This window comes from Serinibacter arcticus, from assembly GCF_004786095.1.
GTDB lineage: Bacteria > Actinomycetota > Actinomycetes > Actinomycetales > Beutenbergiaceae > Litorihabitans > Litorihabitans arcticus.
The window spans coordinates 1-17,974 of sequence record NZ_RHPJ01000003.1 but is presented as its reverse complement, the minus strand read 5'-3'; the positions used below and the strand labels follow the sequence as shown (position 1 = coordinate 17,974).

Here is a 17,974-nt window from a genome sequence, read left to right as displayed (position 1 = left end):
ACCGCGGTGCTGCCCGACACCGGGCCCCTCGTCCCCCTCATCGCGCGCGCGTGGCCGATACTGGTCGGGCCGACGCTCGGATCGGCCAGCCGAGCGGGAGGACCAGCGCACCGTGGTGGACGACGACGACGCCTGGGCCCCCGCCCCCCGGGACGACCTGGCCCTCGCGGTCGGTGTCGAGCCGACGCCGACCGCCACGGTCACCCCCGCCGTCGCGACGGGCGTCGCCACCACGATCACCGTCCCCGGTTACACCGATCTCGTCGAGATCGCGCGCGGGGGCGACGGCGTCGTGCTGCGGGCGCGCGACCTCGCCGTCGACCGCGAGGTGGCGATCAAGGTCGTCGACCTCGCCGAGCCGGAGGTCCGCTCGCGGTTCGAGCGCGAGGTCGCGCTCACCGTGCGCCTCGGCCGCGCCCACCCCCACATCGTCACCGTGCTGGCGACGCCGGAGACGACCGAGGGCCGCCCGTGCCTCGTCATGGACTTCCACGACCTCGGGTCGCTGCACGACCGGCTCCGCAGCCACGGACCGCTCCCCGTCGCCGAGGTTGTCGCGGCCGGTACGGCGATCGCCGACGCCCTCGCGTACGCGCACGCGCAGGGCGTGCTGCACCGCGACGTGAAGCCGCAGAACGTCCTCGTGCTGCCGACGTCGTACGTGCTGGCCGACTTCGGGATCGCCCGGATGGTCGACGCCGGGCGCACCGCCTCGCTCGAGCGCTTCAGCTACCGCCACGCGTCCCCGCAGGTCCTGGACGGCCTCACCCCGACCCCGGCCGACGACGTCTGGTCGCTCGGCTCCACGCTGTTCACGCTCCTGGACGGCCGCGCGCCGTTCGCCGCTGACGATCCGGACGAGGACACCGCGCTCGCCTACCTGCGCAAGGTCAGGACCGGTGACCGACGGCGGCTCGTGCGCGACGACGTCCCGCCGTCGCTCGTCGCGCTCCTGGAGGCGTGCCTCGCTCCGGACACCGGGACCAGGCCCGACGGCGCCGCGGCCGTGCTGGCCGCGCTGCGCGCCGTGCCGACGGAGGACCGCGGCTGGGATCCCGCGCAGGTGCACGGGGTGTCGGCGGATGCTGGTGGGCGCGACGTCGGGCGCGGCGACGGGGATGGCGACGCCGACGCGACGCGCGAGCGATCGACCGCCGTCGCCGCCACCCCCGCCCCCTCGCCGCGCGCGGCGGCTCCCGTCGCTCGATCGGCTCTGAGCCACCTGGCTGCCGCCCCTGCTCCGTCCCCCTCGTCGGCGCCGACGACGAGGAGACCGGCCTCGGTCCCGGCCGACGAGGACGTGACCGGGCTCGCCCCCGACGACGCGCCGAACGCATCGGCTCCGACGCCGACCCGGTCGGCCGGCTCGGGTTCGACCGGCCGTCGCGTCGCGGCCTTCCTGGGCGGCGCGCTGCTCGTGGGGGCGGCCATCGGCGTCGGACCGGTCGTCGTCGACATGGTGCGCGGGGGTGACGCACCGCAGGGTGGACAGAACGGTTCGACGTCGCCCGCGGATCCCAGGACGGGCACGAGCGGCCCCGGCACGCCCGACGGCGGCACCGACGTCGCGACCGGTTCGGGCGAGACGGTGACGACCGGCGCGATCCCGGAGTACGTCGGCACGCTCCTGGACGAGAGCGCGCAGGCCGCCACGGGCAACCCCGACCTCGCGGCGACCGGCCTCGCGGCCGTCGACCGCGGCACGTCGGCCGAGATCACCTGGAACGCGCCGCCGGACGAGGCCGCCCAGGTGCTCGTGGCCAGCCAGGTGGAGGGCGGTCCGATCGTGGCCTACGACCTCCTGGAGGCGGGCACGACCGCGTTCGTGGCCGAGGGCCTCGACCCCGGCGTGCGGGTGTGCTTCGCCGTCGTCGGCATCGGGACCGTGGACGGCGCCCTCGACCAGGGCGCCTCGGCGTCGCGCTGCCTCGAACGCTGACGTCCGGCGCCCCGGACCGCGCGGCGCCGTCAGCGCCGCAGCACCGCAGGCGAGACGCCCCACCACAGCCGCTGGACCCACGGCACCCCGCCGCGCAGCGCGCGGCTCGCACGGCGCGCGAGCTCCCACTCCCCCGCGGCCCGCGACCGGTCGGCACCGCCGTCGCCACCGGGTTGCCCAGCGGCCGCGGCGGGCGCGAACTCCTCCGCCTCGGCGCGCTCGGCGAGCCGCAGCACCGCGGGTTCGGCGCCCGCACCGACCACGCGGGCGGCGACGGCGCGGGCGTCGTCGCCGGGGCGCTGCTCGATCCCCGCCAGCCAGGCCGCGTCCGTCACGTGCTGCCAGGCACCGCGCGCACCGGCGCGGCGCAGCCGTCGCCGGCGCCGCTCCCGGAGCAGCGCGAGCGCCGCGAGCGGCAGCCCGACGGCGATCACCACGCCGCCCCCGACGAACGCGCCGGTCCCGACCCCGCCGGCGTCCGGTGCGAGCGTGCCGTCGGCCGGCACGTCGTCGCGCAGCGTCTCCGGCTCGTCCGCGACGGGGCTCTCCTCGCCGTCGGGACCGGGGTCGCCCGCGGGCGACGGCGTGACGGCCGCGCCGCCGCCGTCGCCCCCGCTGCTCTCGGGGCTCGGGTCGAACGCGACCCACCCGACCTCGGCGAGGTAGATCTCGGCCCAGATCGTGGCGTCGGCGCCGGTGACCGTCGCGGCGGTGACGCCCGTGCCGTCGGCGGAACCCGCGCCGGGGACCTCGAAACCGACGACCACGCGGGACGGCAGCCCGAGCGTGCGCGCGAGCACGGCGAAGGACCCGGCGAACTGCTCGCGCGTGCCCCGCATCCCGCCCTCCTCGGCCGGCAGGAACAGGAACTCGGCGAGCCGGCCGTAGGAGGACCCGCTCACGGCGGCGTCGTCGAGCTCGCGCCCGGCACGGATCCCCTCCGCCAGGAGCGTCGCCTGCTCGAGCCGCGTCGTCGCGCCCTGCGTGAGGGCGACCGCCTCGGCGCGCAGGTCGTCGCTGACGCGCGGCACCTCGAGGTAGCGCGCCGCCTCGACGGCGTCGGGCACCCCCGCCCCGGCCGCGCGATCCTGCTCGGGAGCATCGACGGTGGTGCGGACGCGGTAGTCGGTGGCCGCGACGCTCCCACCCGCACCGTCGGCCAGGACCAGGGATCCCGTGTCGACGTCGGCCAGCGGCGCGGCTCCGGTGATGCGCTCGACCCTGCCGAGCGTCGGCAGCCACGCGGTGCCGAGCTCGTCGACCGCGATCTCGAGGTCGAGCGTGGCCCGGCTCGTCCCGGCGGGCAGGTCGGGCTCGTCCACGACGCCCGGGGCGCGCAGCCGCGCCTCGAGCCGCCAGGTCGAACCGTCGAAGTCCGGCAGGACCGCCAGCGACAGCCGCTGCGGCAGCGGACCACCGTGCGACGTCACGCTGAAGAGCGTGGTCTCCCCGCCCCGGAGCCAGCCCGTGACGTCGGGGACGGGGTTGACGGCCTCGGCCGGCAGGGTCGGCGGGGTGACGTAGCGGCGGGCCTCGAAGGCGCCCGCGGTCGGGACGGCGAGGGCGACGACGGCGGTGGTCGCCGCCAGCAGCACGAGGGCGCCGGGCAGGGCGACGCCGTGGCGGCGGCCCGAGGCGGCGCGCGCCGGGGCGTCGCCGAGCACCCAGCCGAGGCCGGCGACGGCGAGGGTCAGCACGGCGACGACGACGGCGGTGACGTCCTGGCCCGCCACCAGCAGCGCGGCACCGACCTGCAGCGCGATCGTGCCGACCAGGCCGGCGACCCCACCCTGACGGGACCGATCCGCGCGATCGCGTCCGCGTGCGAGCCCCGTCCCGACCACCGCCAGCGCGACCGCGAGGGCCACCACCCCCACCAGCAGCACGGCGGGCGCGAGGAACGCGGCGCCGGAGGGCGCCGGGCGGGGCGCGGTGAGCAGGCGCGGCAGTGCGTCCAGCAGCGGTGCGACCGAGCGGGCGCCGGCCGGCACGCCGTCCAGCCCGCTGCTGGCCATGGTCGAGGTGATGACGGCGAGCAGCCCCACCCCCACGACACCCACCACCCAGCGCGCGAGCCGGAGCAGCGAACCGAGGAGCACGAGGCCGAACGCGGCCAGCACGACACCGGCGAGCACCAGCGGCGCCGGCCACCACGCGTAGGCCGAGGCGTACGGCACGCAGCCGAGCAGGAGCAGCGCCACCGTCCAGACGGGCACCCACCACGCCCGGGGGTGGGCGTCCTGCTCGGGGACCGCCGTCGTCATCGCGCCACCGCCGAGCGCCAGCCGTGCACGAGGTCCTCGGCGCGCGGGCCGCGCAGCAGCGTCACGCCCTGGACGGCCGAGACGAGCGCGACAGGATCGGGGTCGACGACGGCGATCACCGCCGCCGGCGCGGCGGCGGCCTCGAGCAGCAGCGCACCGAGGTCGGCGCGCACGCCCGTGAGGACGACGAGCACGTCGGGTCCGTCGACCGTCGCCGACGGTGCCCCCGGGTGCCCGGCGTCGTCGTCGCGCCCCACCAGGAGCGCGAGCGCCTCCCGCACGTCGGGCGCGAGGTCGGAGCCGCCGTCGGCCACCCGGCTCGGCGGATTCTCGAGCTCGAGGTCACCGGCGATCGTCAGCAGTCGGCCCGGGCTCTCGGTGGCCGCCGCCGTCGCGAGAAGGCTCGCGGCGACGTCGACGGCCTCCTCCAGATCGGCGGGCGCGGCGTAGCTCGCGAGCCGGTCGTCCAGCAGGACGGTCAGGTGAGGCAGCGCGGGGTCGGCGTCCTGCCGGACCATGAGCTGACCGCGCCGGGCGCTGGTGGCCCAGTGCAGGCGCCGCAGGTCGTCGCCGGCGATGTACTCGCGCAGGCCGACGAGGTCGGTCCCGCCGTGCTCGATGCGCTCCTGCGCGCCGGTGTGGCCACGCCGCAGCCCGGGTGCGAGCGAGATCGCGTCGAGCACGCGGGGCTCGACCAGGACGCTGGCGGCCTCGCCGTGCTCGCTCGTGCGCACGGCCAGGCGGGCGACGCCGGAGCGGCGCAGCACAAGCGGCCCGAACCTCACGCGGCCGCGGTGCGCCGTCGGGATCACCTCGGTGCCGATGCCGCTCGTGCCGGGGGCGAGGCGCGGGAGCGCGACCGGGCGCAGATCGGCGCCGACGCGGTCGAAGCCCTCGAGCTGGATCGACGCCCAGGAGGACAGGTTGGTGACGGTGATCTCGGCGGTGCAGTCGGCCAGCCGCGTGACGCGCGTCCTGCTCGTGCGGCGTTCGACGCGGACGGGGACGGCGACGAGGACGCCGACGACGGAGGCGAACACGAGCACCACCAGGCCCGCGCCGAGCGCGACGAGCGAGGGGTATCTGGCCCACAGGCCGCCGAGGAGGAGCAGCGCACCGAGCGTCGCGGCCGTGGTGCCTCGCGCGGTGAGGCGCGGCGAACCCCAGCGGTCCGGGCTGATCGACGGCACGGGCTCAGGCCGCGCCGGGGCGCGGCACCTCGACACGGTCGAGCACGTCCAGGAGCACCTGCTCGGTGCCCGTACCGGCCAGGACGGCGTCGCGCGTGAGGATCACGCGGTGGCCGAGGACCGGGACGACGAGCCGCTGGACGTCGCTCGGGACGACGTAGTGCCGACCCTGCGTGGCGGCCCACACCTGCGCGGCGGCCACGAGCCCGCGCAGCCCGCGGGTCGAGGCTCCGAGCCGGAGGCGGGCGTCGTCGCGGGTGGCGGCGCCGACGGCCCGGATGTAGCTGAGAATCGGCTCGGCGACGTGGACACCGCGGAGCACCGCGGACGCGGCGGCGACCTCGTCCGGCGTCGTCACCTGCGGCACGTGCTCGACCGAACCGGCGCGGCTGCCGGGACGGAGCACGTCGATCTCGTGCTCGGCGTCGGGGTAGCCGATCTCGATCTTGACCAGGAACCGGTCGAGCTGGGCCTCGGGCAGGCGGTAGGTGCCGTCGAGGTCGACGGGGTTCTGGGTCGCGATGACGAGGAACGGGTCGGGCACGCGGCGGCCGACGCCGTCGACGGTCACCGTCCGCTCGGCCATCACCTCCAGGAGGGCCGACTGCGTCTTGGCGGCGGCGCGGTTGATCTCGTCGGCCAGCAGCACGTGCGTGAACACCGGCCCGGGACGGAACGTGATCTCGCCCGTGCTGGGCTCGAACACCGAGGTGCCCGTGACGTCGGAGGGCAGGAGGTCCGGCGTGAACTGGATGCGGCGCGAGCTGCCGCCCAGGGCCGCGGCGACGGCGCGGGCCAGCGTGGTCTTGCCGGTGCCCGGCACGTCCTCGAGGAGCACGTGGCCGCCGGCCAGCAGCGAGACGACGGCGAGCTCGACGACCGGCCGCTTGCCGCGCAGCGCCTGCTCGACCGCGTCGACGATGCGGTCGTGGAGCACCCGGAAGGAGGCGACCTGGGCCTCGGTGACGTCCGTCGTGGTGGCGGGCGTGGTCATCGGTCCTCCGGGGTGGTGGGCGCGTCGGCCGCGGTCGGATCGGGGTGGGTGGCCTCGGTGCGACGGCGTGTGACGCGCAGGAGACCGGCGAGACCGAGCATCAGGGTCCCGGCCGCGACGACGGGCGGGTTCGGCACCTGCGGCGGGGTCCACGGGAGCGGGACGATCTCGACCTCGGTGTCCGGGGCGGACTGCAGCTGGTAGCAGATCCCGCTGGGGTCGCAGTAGGCCTCACCGGGCCAGAACTCGTTCAGGCTCGTCGACGCCGTGATTCCACCACCCGTGAAGGTGACGGTCGCGCTGATCGAGCGGTCTGCGTTCCGTTGGGACATCGCGGAAGCCACACGGGTCGAGGACGCGCAGTCCATCACCTGCACCGGTCCCCCGTCCTCCTGGAAGGTGCACGTCCCGGGCGTCTCTGACCAGGCGGCAACAGGGGTGTAGGTGATGGACAGCTCCACCGTGCTGGTGGTCGTTCGGCTCGTCGATCCGTTCAGCACCTGATCGCCGTCGCGCGGGATCGCCGCCGGTCCGAGGCTGCCGGATCCCCGTCCGTTCCCGCTCGTGCCGACGGCGTTGGTCGCCGTCACGGTCGCCTCCACGGTCCCGCCGTCGCGGCAGAGTGCCTGGCCGGAGCAGTCGACGGCCACCACGTGCGTCGTCTGCGTGCCGAGCGGGACCTGGTTGGGGGTGATCGAGGTTCCCGAGTAGTTCAGCGTGTAGCCCGTGATCGGCGAACCGCCGTCGCCTCCCGGGGTGACGGCGAACGAGAGCGTCACCTGCTCGAGCGAGTCGCGCGTGACCGTCACGCCGACGCCCGGGGCGGCCGGAGCACCGGCCGCCGTCACCGTCTGGCTCGGGGCCGATCGCGCCGTGCTGGTGCCCAGATGCGTGATGACGTCGTACGCGACGGACGTCCCCGGTGCCTGGGGCAGTGTCGCGCTCGTACCCGTGGTGGACGTGCCGGTCCCGCTCCCGGCGGGCTGGACGCTGTAGCTGTCGGCCTCCGGTGCGGCACTCCAGCTGACCACGACGGTGCCGTTCGGCTGGGCGGTCGCCGTGACGTTGGTGACGGGCGCGGCGGTCGGCGGCGGTGGGGACGTCGGTCCCGTCGTCGGGGTGTCCGTCGGCGGGGTGTCCGTCGGCGGCTCGCTCGTGGGGGTGTCCGTCGGCGGCTCGCTCGTCGGGGGCGGCGGCTCGGTCGTCGTCGGGGTGTCCGTCGGCGGCTCGGTCGTCGTCGGCGTGTCCGTCGGCGTCACCCCCGGCGCGCACGCGGGCGTGGTGTACGGGACCTCGCGGGTCACGGACTCGGTCGTGGCCGGCTGGTGCACCGCTGTCACGCGGACGTCCACGGTGCGGCCGCACGTCAGCCCCGTGAGCGGTGACGTCAGCGCGGCACCGGCCGCGACCTCGGTGCCGACGCCCGTGGACGCCGTCACCTGGTAGCGCACGGCCGGCACCTGGGAGGCCTGCCACGTCACGGTCGCGACGGTCGGATCCGCCGTCGCCACCACGCGCACGTCGGACGGCGCGTAGTCACCGACCGGGGCCGTCCCGGTCCCGGTCTCCGTCGGTCCACCCGTGCTCGGCGGCGGGGTGCTCGTGCCGGTGTCCGTGGGGTTGGGCAGCGTCGGTGTCGGGAGGGTCGGGGTCGGCGGCGTCGGCAGCGCGGTCGTCGGCAGGTCGGTCGGCGTCTCCGTCTCGACCGGAGGTGTCGTGGGCTGACCCGGGGGCGTGGTGGGCGGGGTGGTCGGCGGCGTCGTCCCGCTCTGCTGCGGCGGAACGACCGGCACCTGGGGTCGGGGCGGCAGCGCGCGGTCCACCGGCACCGGTGTCACGGCGGTCGGCTCGGGCTCGACCACGCGGGTCGTCCCTGACCCGTCGACGATGACGTAGCCGCCCGACCCGTCCCGCGTGTGCACGACGAGGCGCCCCTCGTCGATCGTCAGGCGCGGGTCACCGCCGCCCGGAACGATGATGTCCGGTGCCGCCCGGGTGCCGTCGGCGTTCAGCACGACGACCTTGCCCGCCCCGGAGCAAGGCACGTAGATGCGGCCGGAGAACGTCTGCGGCTGCGCCGGACGCTCGCACCCGATGGCCGAGACGTCCACCGACAGCACGCTGCGGCCGCTGAGCACGACGACGCGGCCGAGCTCCGGCACCGAGGCCGGCACCAGGTCCGACGGCGAGCGCGGCGCCACCTCGACCGCACCCTCGAGCTGGGGCACACCCGCGGTGATGTCGCTGCCGGACCCGACCTGCACGACGGCGCCGCGGTCGGGGGCGAAGACCGTCACGCCCCGCGCGTGCGGCACGAGCCGCGACGCGGGGCCGGCGGCCTCGACGGGCACGTCGGTGCGGACCGCGTGCTCGCGGGCGTCCGCGCGGTACTCGAGCTCCTGCAGCTGACCGTCCTGGCCGATGACCCAGACCCGGCCGGAGTCGTCGATCGCGGCGTCCGCGAGCGCGTTGGTCCGGTACGGCGTGCCGATGTCGGCGAGCGTCAGCGGGCTGACGGCGCGCACCACACCCTCACCGAGCTCGACGAGGGCGACGTGCCCACCGCCCACGAGCACGCGGGTGTCGGCGGGATCGGCCGCGGTGCGCTGACCGCTGGCCAGGAGCGTGCTGAGGTCGATGGCGGTGATGGCCCCGCTGGCGCGGTCGGTCACGATGAGCCGGCCGTCGCGCTGCGCGAGCTCGAGCTCGGCGTCGGCCGCCGCGATCTGGAGCCGGCGCTCCGGCTCGCCGGTCGCGGGGTTGATCTGGACCACCGTGCCCTGCTCGTCCTCGGGGAGCCAGGTGGCGCCGTCGGACATGTCCACGAGCGTGCTGGCGACGCCGTTGCCGACGATCGCGCCGACCACGAGGAGCGCCCCGGCCATGGCGACGCCGACCTCGACCGCGCCGCGCTCGCCGTTCGGCCTCCGCCACCCGCGCATGGTCGGCCCCTTCCCTCGTGTGGTGGTCATCGTGGGCTCCCGCCCTGTGCTGCCGCCGATTGTTCCACGACGATCGTGGCGGCTGTGGCCTGGATCACCAGGAAGGTTCCGGCGGCGACGAGGAGCCCTCGGCCCGGTCCGGCGAGCGTCTCGTGGCTGGACATCGGCACCTGGGCGCCGAGCAGCGTGCCGTCGCCCATCTCGGGGCTCAGGAGCACCCCGCGGCGCGAGCGGCGCACGGTCGAGACCAGACCGGGGATGTGCTGACGGGTGCGGGCGTCGTCGGCGTCGGTCGCCACGACCAGCGCCGTCCGTCGCGCTGCCGCTCCTCCGGCCCACGCCGCGAGGGCCTCGACGGCGCGGCGCTCGGGGCCCGAGGCCTCCCACGCGCGCTCCCACTCGTGCACGTCGTCGACCAGCACGAGGCGCCAGGCGTCCTCGCCGCGGGAGGACGCGGGCCCGACCGGGCCGACGGCGCCCGGGCCGGCCAGCCAGTCCGTCACCTCCTCGGGGCTCGAGAGCACCAGCAGGTCCTCACCCGGCCACGCCTGCGCCGTCGCGGCCGCCCGCGGCCCCACCAGGACGACCTCGGCCACGGGCCGCTGCGCGCGGCGCGCGAGCTGCGAGAGCCCGATCAGGTGGGTGGTGCGGCCGCTGCGCGAACGACCCGTCACCAGCACCGGCCCCTCCAGGAGCGCGAGCGTCACCGGCGCGACCATGTCCTCCTCGACCCCGACCGTCACCTCGTCCCGCACCGGCACCGGGAGCGCGGTCTGCGGGAGCCGGTCGGGCATGCCCGGCACCGACGTCGCCCCCTCCGGGTAGCGCTCGGCGACCTGGGCGGCGACCGCCGCGAGCCGCTCGCCCTGCAGGGGCGTTCCGGCGCCGCCGATCGTGGCGACCTGGACCTCGTGCTTGCCGAGCAGCGCGCGACCGGCCGGGCTGTCGGCGTCGAGCACGCCACCGGGGACGCCGAGCATCATGTAGTCGTCCGGGATCGTCATGCGCATCACGAGGCGCTGGCCGAACGCCGCCGCGACCGGGGCGGGCACGCCCGTGCGCTGCGGGGCCGTCGCCGTGACGTGGACACCGGCGCGACGCCCCTCCTGCAGGATCGTCACGAGCATGTCCGAGTGCTGGCGACGCATCGAGCCACCGCCCTCGAAGGACTCCAGCAGCGCCGGCAGGTTGTCGATCAGCACGTGGACGCGGGGCACGTCGACCCCGGTGGCCGCGAGCGCCGCGAGATCGGCCACGCCGCGCGAGGCCATCGCGGCGTTCCGGTCGGACACGGTGCGGTGGAGCATGCGGACGAGCCGCTGCATCCGCTCGCGCTGCGCCTCGACGACGACGGTGCCCACGGACGGCAGACCCGCCAGCACCGCCAGGCCGCCGCCGCCGCAGTCGAGGCCGTAGACGAGCGGAGCAGCGGGGTCGCCGCCCGCGGTGACGCCGACGGCGAGCGTGCGCAGCAGCTCCGTCTTGCCCGCACCGGAGGAGCCGAGCACGAGGAGGTGGCCGGCGCGGGCGAAGTCGACGACCCACGGCTCCTGGGTCTGCGCCGAGGGTCGGTCGATCATGCCGAGCACCGCCTGACCGGCGCCGGGCTCGACCGAGAGCGACTCCAGCGCACCCGCGCCGTCCACCAGCGCGGCCTGAGCGGCGTCCGCGCCGATGACGAGGCGGCCGGGTCCGGCGACGCCGAGCGGCAGCACCTCGGGCAGCTGCGGCAGCCAGGGGCGCCGGGGTGCGGTGGCACCCGTCCTCAGGTGCGCCGTCGTGACGGTGTCGACCAGGCGCTCGAGGTCGGTGCGGGGGTGGAGGCGGCCGTCCTCCTCGTCGGCCACGGCGAGCGCGGCGCCGCCGCGCGCGTCGAAGGGCCGGACCTCGACCGGTGCGGAAGCTTCGCGTCGCAGCTCACGAGCCCCGACCCACGCGACCTGGACGAGCTCGCGGGTGCCGTGGCCGGTGCGGCGCAGCCAGGCCCGGCCGGGGTTGCGGCGCGAGAGCTGCGCGGCGTCGGGCGCGTCGATGACGTCGGTGGAGTCGTCGGGCGAGGCGACGCGCAGCGCGATGCGCAGGTCGGTGTTCGCCTTGATCTGGGGTGTCACGACGCCGGCCGGGCGCTGCGTGGCCAGAAGCATGTGCATGCCGAGCGACCGGCCGCGCTGCGCGATCGAGACCATGCCGTCGACGAAGTCCGGTACCTCCGCCAGGAGCGCGGCGAACTCGTCGACGCAGATGAGCATGCTCGGCGGAGCGGCCTCGGGGTGGCTGCGCTCGAGGTCGGGCAGATCCTTGGCGCCGTAGCGCTCGAGCAGGTGCTCGCGCGTGGTGAGCTCGGCGTGCAGCGAGACGAGCGCCCGCTGCACCAGGGCCGGGGTGAGGTCGGTGATGTACCCGACCGTGTGCGGCAGCTGCGCGCACTCCCGGAACGCCGCACCACCCTTGTAGTCCACCAGCAGGAACGTGATGCGGCTCGGCGGGTTGTTGACCGCGAGCGAGGAGATGAGGGACTGCAGCAGCTCGCTCTTGCCGGCGCCGGTGGTCCCGGCGACGAGCCCGTGCGGACCGTCCTCGCGCAGGTCGATGGTCACGGCCCCGTCGGTTCCGGCGCCGAGCTGGGCGCGCAGGCCGCGGCTGGTGGCCCAGCGTTCGAGCACCTGCTCGACGTCGTCGCTCCCGCAGCCGGTGAGGTCGGGGAGGCGGACCACGGGCGGCAGCAGCGCCTCGGCGGCACCGACCGCGGCCTCGTCCCGATACCCCGCCAGCGATCGCGCGGTGGACCAGGCCACCGCGAGGTCAAGCGTCTCGGGGGTGGTGATCTCCTCGACGCCGCCGCGGCGGGCGTGGGCGAGCTCGCCCGTGCGCAGGTCGACCAGTCGCGCCGTCGCGGCCGGCACCTCCTCGCTCCGTTCCCCCAGCCAGAGGAGGTGGAGCTGGCGCTCGGCCGCCTGCTGCGCCACCGCCTCGACGTGCCGGCGGGTCAGGCCGGCGCCCTCGTCCACGAGGCAGAGCGTGTGCCCGGTCCCGCCGCCCGTGACGGTGAGGCTCTCCAGGAGCGCCTGCCCCTGCGCGGCACCGATCGCGACCGGCGCCGGCCCGGCGGAGCTGACGTGCGGGAGCCAGCGCAGCCACGTCTCCAGCGAGCTGCGGCCGGGACCCAGCACCGCGGTGACGGCGAGGTCCGTGGGCGAGTGCGTGACGGCGAGGCGGACGATCGCCGCCCTGACCCAGGCGTCGACGTCGTCGACCGGACCGGTGACCGCACTCAGCCCGGCGGTGAGGTCGAGCGGGACGGGCAGGTCGGGCAGCGTGGTGCGCTCGGCGAGCGCGCGGCTGACCTCGGCTCGGAGCGCGCGGTCGCCGCCGCCGGGGCGCTTGGCCGTGACGAGCGCGGGGCGCTCCCCCAGCCCCGAGCGCACCGTGAGGAAGTCGTCGTCGTCCTGCTGCCGCGTCCAGAGGGAGTGGTGGCGGGTGCGGGCCCGCACCACGACGGCGTCGAGATCGGGCTCGTCGTCGAACGCGTTCTCGCGCTGGGTCGCGGCCGAGGTGTCGAGCGTCGTGAGGACCTCGCGGACGTCACCGCGCCACAGGTCGCGCTCGGCCTCGAACTCCTTGCGGGCCTGCCGGCGCTGCACGATGTTCGTCATCGCCATCATCAGCGGGAACCCGATCATGAAGATGAGCGACATCGGGCTGCGGCTCATCGCGAGCATGCCACCGCCGATGAGCACGGGCATCAGCATCATCGGCCAGGGGAACGGCGTCTTCCTGGGTGAGGCGGGCGGGGCGGGCAGATCGAGCTCCGTCGCGACGACGGCGGTCCCGAAACGCGGCGGGCGCAGGACGCCCTGCTCGCGCTCAGGCGTCGTGACCTCACCGCTCGGGCGCAGGACGACCTCGGTGGCGCCGAGCACGATCGGCTCGCCCCACGCGAACGGCTGCGCCCCGGTCACCTCGCGGTCGCCGACGCGTGTGCCGTGGGCGGAGCCCAGATCGACGACGGACGGCGTCGCCCCCAGGAGCAGGCGGGCGTGGGTCCGGCTGACGAGCGGGTCGGCGAGCCGCACCTGCGCGTCGCTCCCCCGACCGAGCGTCACGACGTCGCCGTGCAGCTCGACCTCGCGGCCCGCCTCGGGGCCGGACAGCACGCGCAGCACGGCGCGCGGTCGCCGCTGACGCGCGGGGCGGGTCAGCCAGTCGCTCGGGACCGAGGCCACGTGGAGCAGGCCGCCGTCGCGCAGCGGGGAGTCGAGCAGCCGTTGCTGCGCCGGCCACGGACGGCCGTCGCTGACCGGGGCGAGCAGCACGCGCGATCCCGCACCCACGAGGTGCTCACCGAGGCTGGCCGCGAGGTCGGCGACGCACCCGTGCGGCGCTGAGTCGATCACGACGTCGACCGGCTCCAGCGCGCTCTCCGCGGTCGGCACCACACTCAGTCGCCACATGATGGCTCTCCCTCGTCGCTTCGTCGCTGCAGAACTGCTGCTGGTTCGACAGTAGGAAGGGCCGGGGGCCGCGTCCACGCGGCCGGGGGTGGAAGGTTCCGGCACGAGGCGGCACGACGGCGGCGGCCACCCCGAAGGGTGGCCGCCGCCGTCGTGCGTGCGCCGGTCAGCTGGAGGCGCGCTCCTGGTCGTCCGCCTGCGAGGCGAGGATCTGGGCGTTCTCCTGCAGCGCCTGCACGACGCTGTTGAGCGCCGGCACGTACTGACCCTGCCAGTCGGTGCGGAAGCGCTGGGAGTCCGGGCCCTGCCACGGGGTGCCCTCGAGCTGCTGCGTGAGGCGGGACGTCAGCTGCGTGATGGTGTCGGCGTCGGTCGTCATCACCCGGACGAGGTCGCGGGCCGCGTTGATGTCCATGCCGTAGACGGTGGTGCTCATGATGAGTGTCCTTTCGTGGGTGCCACCGAGGTGGCGAGGAGGTGGTGACCGGCGGCCGGACGGCGTCGGTCAGGTGGTGCTGGGTGCTGGTGCTGGTGGTGCGGTCAGACGATCTCGGGGGCGAGCTCGCCCTGGTCCTGCTGCCGGGCCTTGCCGCGGAGCGCCCCCAGGCCCGCGGCCCCGAGGCCGGCGAGTCCGAGCGGTGCGGCGAGCGCGGCCGGCGGGAGGCCGCCGGCGCTCTCAGCGAGCGAGCCCGAGCTCAGGGTGGCGGTGACGGGCGGGTCCACGGTGCTGCCCAGGGACGACGGCGACGCCGAGGCGGCACCGGTCGTCACGGGGGCGTCGGGGGCCGGGGTGGCCGGGGCGGCCGGGATCGCACCGCCGTCGGTTCCGGTCGTGGACCCTGGTGCGGAGCCGGAGCCCCCACCTGTCCCGCCGCCGGTGCCACCGCCGGTCGATCCGGATCCGCCACCGGAGGACTCGACCCCGCCGCCACCGGCCGAGGCCGGTGCGATCGGCGTCGGCGACGTCGGAGACGGTGAGGTGAGGGACGGGGACGTGAGGGACGAGCCGCCGAGGTCGAGGCCTCCGCCCGACCCGGAACCGAGCCCGGCGGACGAGCTGGTTCCTGCGCCGGAGCAGCTGAGGCCCCCCGATCCGAGCGAGCCACCACCCGGGGCGATCTGGAAGGCCGAGCCGACGTCGGCACCCGACGCGGAGCCGCCCCCGGCACCGGTCAGACCCGGGAGGCCGGCTCCGACGCCGCCGGAACCGATCGAGCCCGACGACCCGATCGAGCCCAGCGACCCGCTCGACCCGAGCGCTCCGCTCGACCCCAGCGCTCCGAGACCCGCACCGGTCCCGACGACGCCGGCGCCGATCGCGCCCGCACCGATGGCTCCGATCGTTCCGCCGGCCCCGGTGCTCCCGGACGCGCTGCCGGATCCGCCCCCGGTCAGAGACTCGATCCCACCGCGGATCTGGTCGATCCCCGCGCCGATCTGCGAGACGCCGTCACCGATGCCCGTGATGCCCTTGCCGATGGCGGAGATGGCGGCGCCGGCCTGGGAGATCGAGCCGCCGAGGGAGGTTCCTCCCGTGATTGAGCTGGCCGCCGTCGTCGCACCCGCTCCCGCCCCCGCGGTCGGGGCGACGGGGGTGGTGACGGTCGCCCCGCCGCCCGTGGCAGCGCCTGTCGCGGCACCACCCGTGGTGGCGCCACCGCCGATCCCGGTGGGGGTGGACACCGTCGCGCCGCCACCAGCCGCGCCGCCACCGGCCACGGTGACGGTGATGCGCACCTCGGGGGTGCTCAGGCGCGGCGGGTTGGTGGCCGTCCCCGCGGGGAGCTGCACCGGGGTGTAGCCGCCCTTCGGGATGGTGACCGTGGGCGAGTCCTCGCTGGTGGACTTCTGGATCTGCGAGACGAGCGACAGCATGCGCGCCGCGTTCTCGAGGTAGCGGCCCGTCGCCTGAACCCAGGGGATGACCGTGGCCTCGAGGTAGGCCGCGTACGCCGCGGCCCACCCCGTCCAGGACATCGCCTTGAGCGCGGCGACGACGACCTTGAGCGCGACGACGACCTGCTGGGCGAAGTCGGCACCCTCCTGGCAGGTGGTGGCGATCTTGTCGAGTGCGCTGACATCGGCTCCCTGGAAGGACATCTCCCGCCTCCTCTCCGTTGTGTCGTGGTGTCTGGTTCGTACGTGGTGTCGATGACGCTAGGTCGGACGTGACCGCCGCCGCACCCCTGCGGGGGGTGGAAGGTTCCGGGTCAGCTGCTCGCCTTCTCCTGCATCTCGGCCCGCACGCGCAGCTCCTGCGCGGACTCGGCGAGCGACTCGGTCACCGCCTGCAGCTCGGGGCGCAGAGCCCCGTTCCAGTCCCCCAGGAACCGCTTGGCGCCGGCGCCCTCCCAGGTGACGGAGTCGAGCATCGCGGAGATCGAGCCCACCAGGCTGCCGAGGTCCCCGGCGCCCTGCTCCATGCCGCGGGAGGCGTTGCGGGAGTACTCCGGGTCGAGCCCGTAGAAGGTGTTCCTGTCGTACATGGCCGTGCCTTTCGACGTCGGGATCTGGTGTCCTCGACGCTAGGTTCGACGGCCACCGAACGGGAGCCCCGCCGGGGTGGAAGGTTCCGCCACGTGGGGCCGATGCACGGGCCGAGCACAGTCGATCTCAGGCGCGACGACGACGCCCTCCCCCACGCTGAGGCGTCCGGGAGGGCGTACGGGTGGAGGTGGGGACGGGGTCGGGCTGCGGCGCGTCGGGCGCGACCGGTCAGCCCGGGCTGGAACCGAGGACCGGACGCAGGCCCTCGCCTCGCGCCTGGGCTCCCAGCACCGCCGAGAGGTCGCTCGACGTGACGAGCTGGACCTCGGCCGACCGCCGGCCGACGGCGAACCGGACGTTCTGGACGCGCCCCTCGACCTGGGTGAAGGGATCGTCGGCGATGCCGAAGGCCATGCGGGCGACCACGCGGATCGCATCGTCGACGCGCTGCGCCCGCTCGAGGTTCCACGCGTGTCCCCGCCAGTCGAGGATGCGCTCGTAGATCTCGCGGTTCGACGGCGGCCGCGGGTAGTCGTCCTCGCCGCTGAGCCACGGTTCGGCGAGCGCCAGGGCGACGTACCACTCCCGTGACCAGGGCTCGAGCCGTGGCGCCTCGGTGGTGGGAGCGGAGTCGGGATCGGGCTGCGGCACCCAGGAGGCGACGACGGCGGGGGTGTCGACCAGCTCGACGTCGACCGAGACGAGGAGGTCGGTGAAGGTGCCATCGGGGTGCTGACGCCCCTGCAGCACCAGCAGCTGGTTATCCCCCTCGTCCAGCAGCGCGACCATGCCCTCCGAGAGGGTGACGCGCCGGGCTCCGCCGGGGGCGTCGAACAGGCTGGAGAGCTGGGCCCCCGTGCTGCCACGCCAGCGCAGGCGCACGACCTCCTCGCCGACCGCGACCTCACCGAGGAGACGGGACACGTGGCCGGCGACCCTGGGCAGTGCCAGCGCCGTCAGGCGCAGCTGCTCCGTCGCGTCGCGTTCGGGAAGTGCTTGATCAGGCGCCCGCCCGATGAGAAGCGTCTCCCCCGGGCCGAGCACCACCCGGGGTGCCCCGGAGCCACTCACCGTCACGCGCAGCATCGCCGCCCCCTCGTCTGAACTCACCGGTCCTGACCCCACCCTAACCACGCGCTTCGGTACCCACACCGCGAGGAGGAGAAGGAGGAAGGAGAAGGAGAAGGAGGAAGGAGAACCACCGGACACGAGCGGGAACGCGGAATACCCGTCGCGGATGCAGGAAAGCCCCGCGCCAGGGGTGCGGGGCTCGGTGGGGCTGGGTGTCCGAGGTGGTACTGGGCTGTGCGTGTGCGCTGGTGGGTTGGTGGTGGGTGTGCGAAAGGCCCCACACCGGGGGGTGTGGGGCCTTTCGGCTTAATGGGTGTTCGGCGGTGTCCTACTCTCCCACCCCGTCTCCAGGGCAGTACCATCGGCGCTGAGGGGCTTAGCTTCCGGGTTCGGAATGGTGCCGGGCGTTTCCCGCCTCGCTATGGCCGCCGTAACTCTATGGAACTATCAACACAAACCTTCCCAGACCAGACTCCGCACCCGAAGGGGTGTGTCTGGTTGGGGTGTGTTGGTGGTTCGGGAACCGCACAGTGGACGCGTCGCAACAATTTTGAGCTTGTTGGTGTGGTGAAGTGATCGGCTTATTAGTACCGGTCAGCTCCACGGGTCTTTAGTCCCCGCTTCCACTTCCGGCCT

At 75.3% G+C, this 17,974-nt stretch carries 10 protein-coding genes and 1 rRNA gene; 1 reads left to right on the top strand and 10 read right to left on the bottom strand.

The window, feature by feature from the left end; translation table 11 throughout:
* Positions 1–112 precede the first annotated feature (112 nt).
* Positions 113–1,939, top strand: coding sequence for a serine/threonine-protein kinase (locus SERN_RS09190; protein ID WP_135849863.1), 1,827 nt, complete (start codon positions 113–115; stop codon positions 1,937–1,939).
* Between the two features lie 29 nt (positions 1,940–1,968).
* On the opposite strand, the gene SERN_RS09185 is transcribed toward SERN_RS09190, so the two are convergent.
* From SERN_RS09185 to rrf, 10 genes are all read right to left on the bottom strand, one after another.
* A complete protein-coding gene (locus SERN_RS09185) occupies positions 1,969–4,203 on the bottom strand; it encodes a transglutaminase domain-containing protein (RefSeq protein ID WP_135849862.1) in 2,235 nt (744 codons plus the stop codon).
* The gene (locus tag SERN_RS09180) at positions 4,200–5,393 is read right to left on the bottom strand and encodes a DUF58 domain-containing protein (protein WP_135849861.1); all 1,194 of its coding nucleotides are present in this window, start codon (positions 5,391–5,393) and stop codon (positions 4,200–4,202) included. The genes SERN_RS09185 and SERN_RS09180 overlap by 4 nt, the downstream gene beginning before the upstream one ends.
* Before the next feature lie 4 nt (positions 5,394–5,397).
* Positions 5,398–6,387: an AAA family ATPase gene (locus SERN_RS09175; RefSeq protein ID WP_135849860.1), complete on the bottom strand. Its 990-nt coding sequence runs from the start codon at positions 6,385–6,387 to the stop codon at positions 5,398–5,400.
* Complete coding sequence (locus SERN_RS09170) at positions 6,384–9,359, bottom strand: hypothetical protein (protein WP_135849859.1); 2,976 nt, start codon at positions 9,357–9,359, stop codon at positions 6,384–6,386. Before SERN_RS09170 ends, SERN_RS09175 begins: the two co-directional genes overlap by 4 nt.
* Positions 9,356–13,780: an FtsK/SpoIIIE domain-containing protein gene (locus SERN_RS09165; RefSeq protein WP_135849858.1), complete on the bottom strand. Its 4,425-nt coding sequence runs from the start codon at positions 13,778–13,780 to the stop codon at positions 9,356–9,358. Before SERN_RS09165 ends, SERN_RS09170 begins: the two co-directional genes overlap by 4 nt.
* Before the next feature lie 166 nt (positions 13,781–13,946).
* Positions 13,947–14,216: a hypothetical protein gene (locus SERN_RS09160; RefSeq protein WP_135849857.1), complete on the bottom strand. Its 270-nt coding sequence runs from the start codon at positions 14,214–14,216 to the stop codon at positions 13,947–13,949.
* A 104-nt stretch (positions 14,217–14,320) separates the two neighbouring features.
* Positions 14,321–15,880, bottom strand: a complete 1,560-nt coding sequence (locus SERN_RS09155; RefSeq protein WP_135849856.1) for a hypothetical protein — start codon at positions 15,878–15,880, stop codon at positions 14,321–14,323.
* A 110-nt stretch (positions 15,881–15,990) separates the two neighbouring features.
* The gene (locus tag SERN_RS09150; protein ID WP_135849855.1) at positions 15,991–16,266 is read right to left on the bottom strand and encodes a hypothetical protein; all 276 of its coding nucleotides are present in this window, start codon (positions 16,264–16,266) and stop codon (positions 15,991–15,993) included.
* 229 nt (positions 16,267–16,495) lie between these two features.
* Positions 16,496–17,377: a hypothetical protein gene (locus tag SERN_RS09145; protein ID WP_233251590.1), complete on the bottom strand. Its 882-nt coding sequence runs from the start codon at positions 17,375–17,377 to the stop codon at positions 16,496–16,498.
* A 276-nt stretch (positions 17,378–17,653) separates the two neighbouring features.
* A 5S ribosomal RNA gene (rrf, locus tag SERN_RS09140) occupies positions 17,654–17,771 on the bottom strand.
* Between the last annotated feature and the right edge of the window lie 203 nt (positions 17,772–17,974).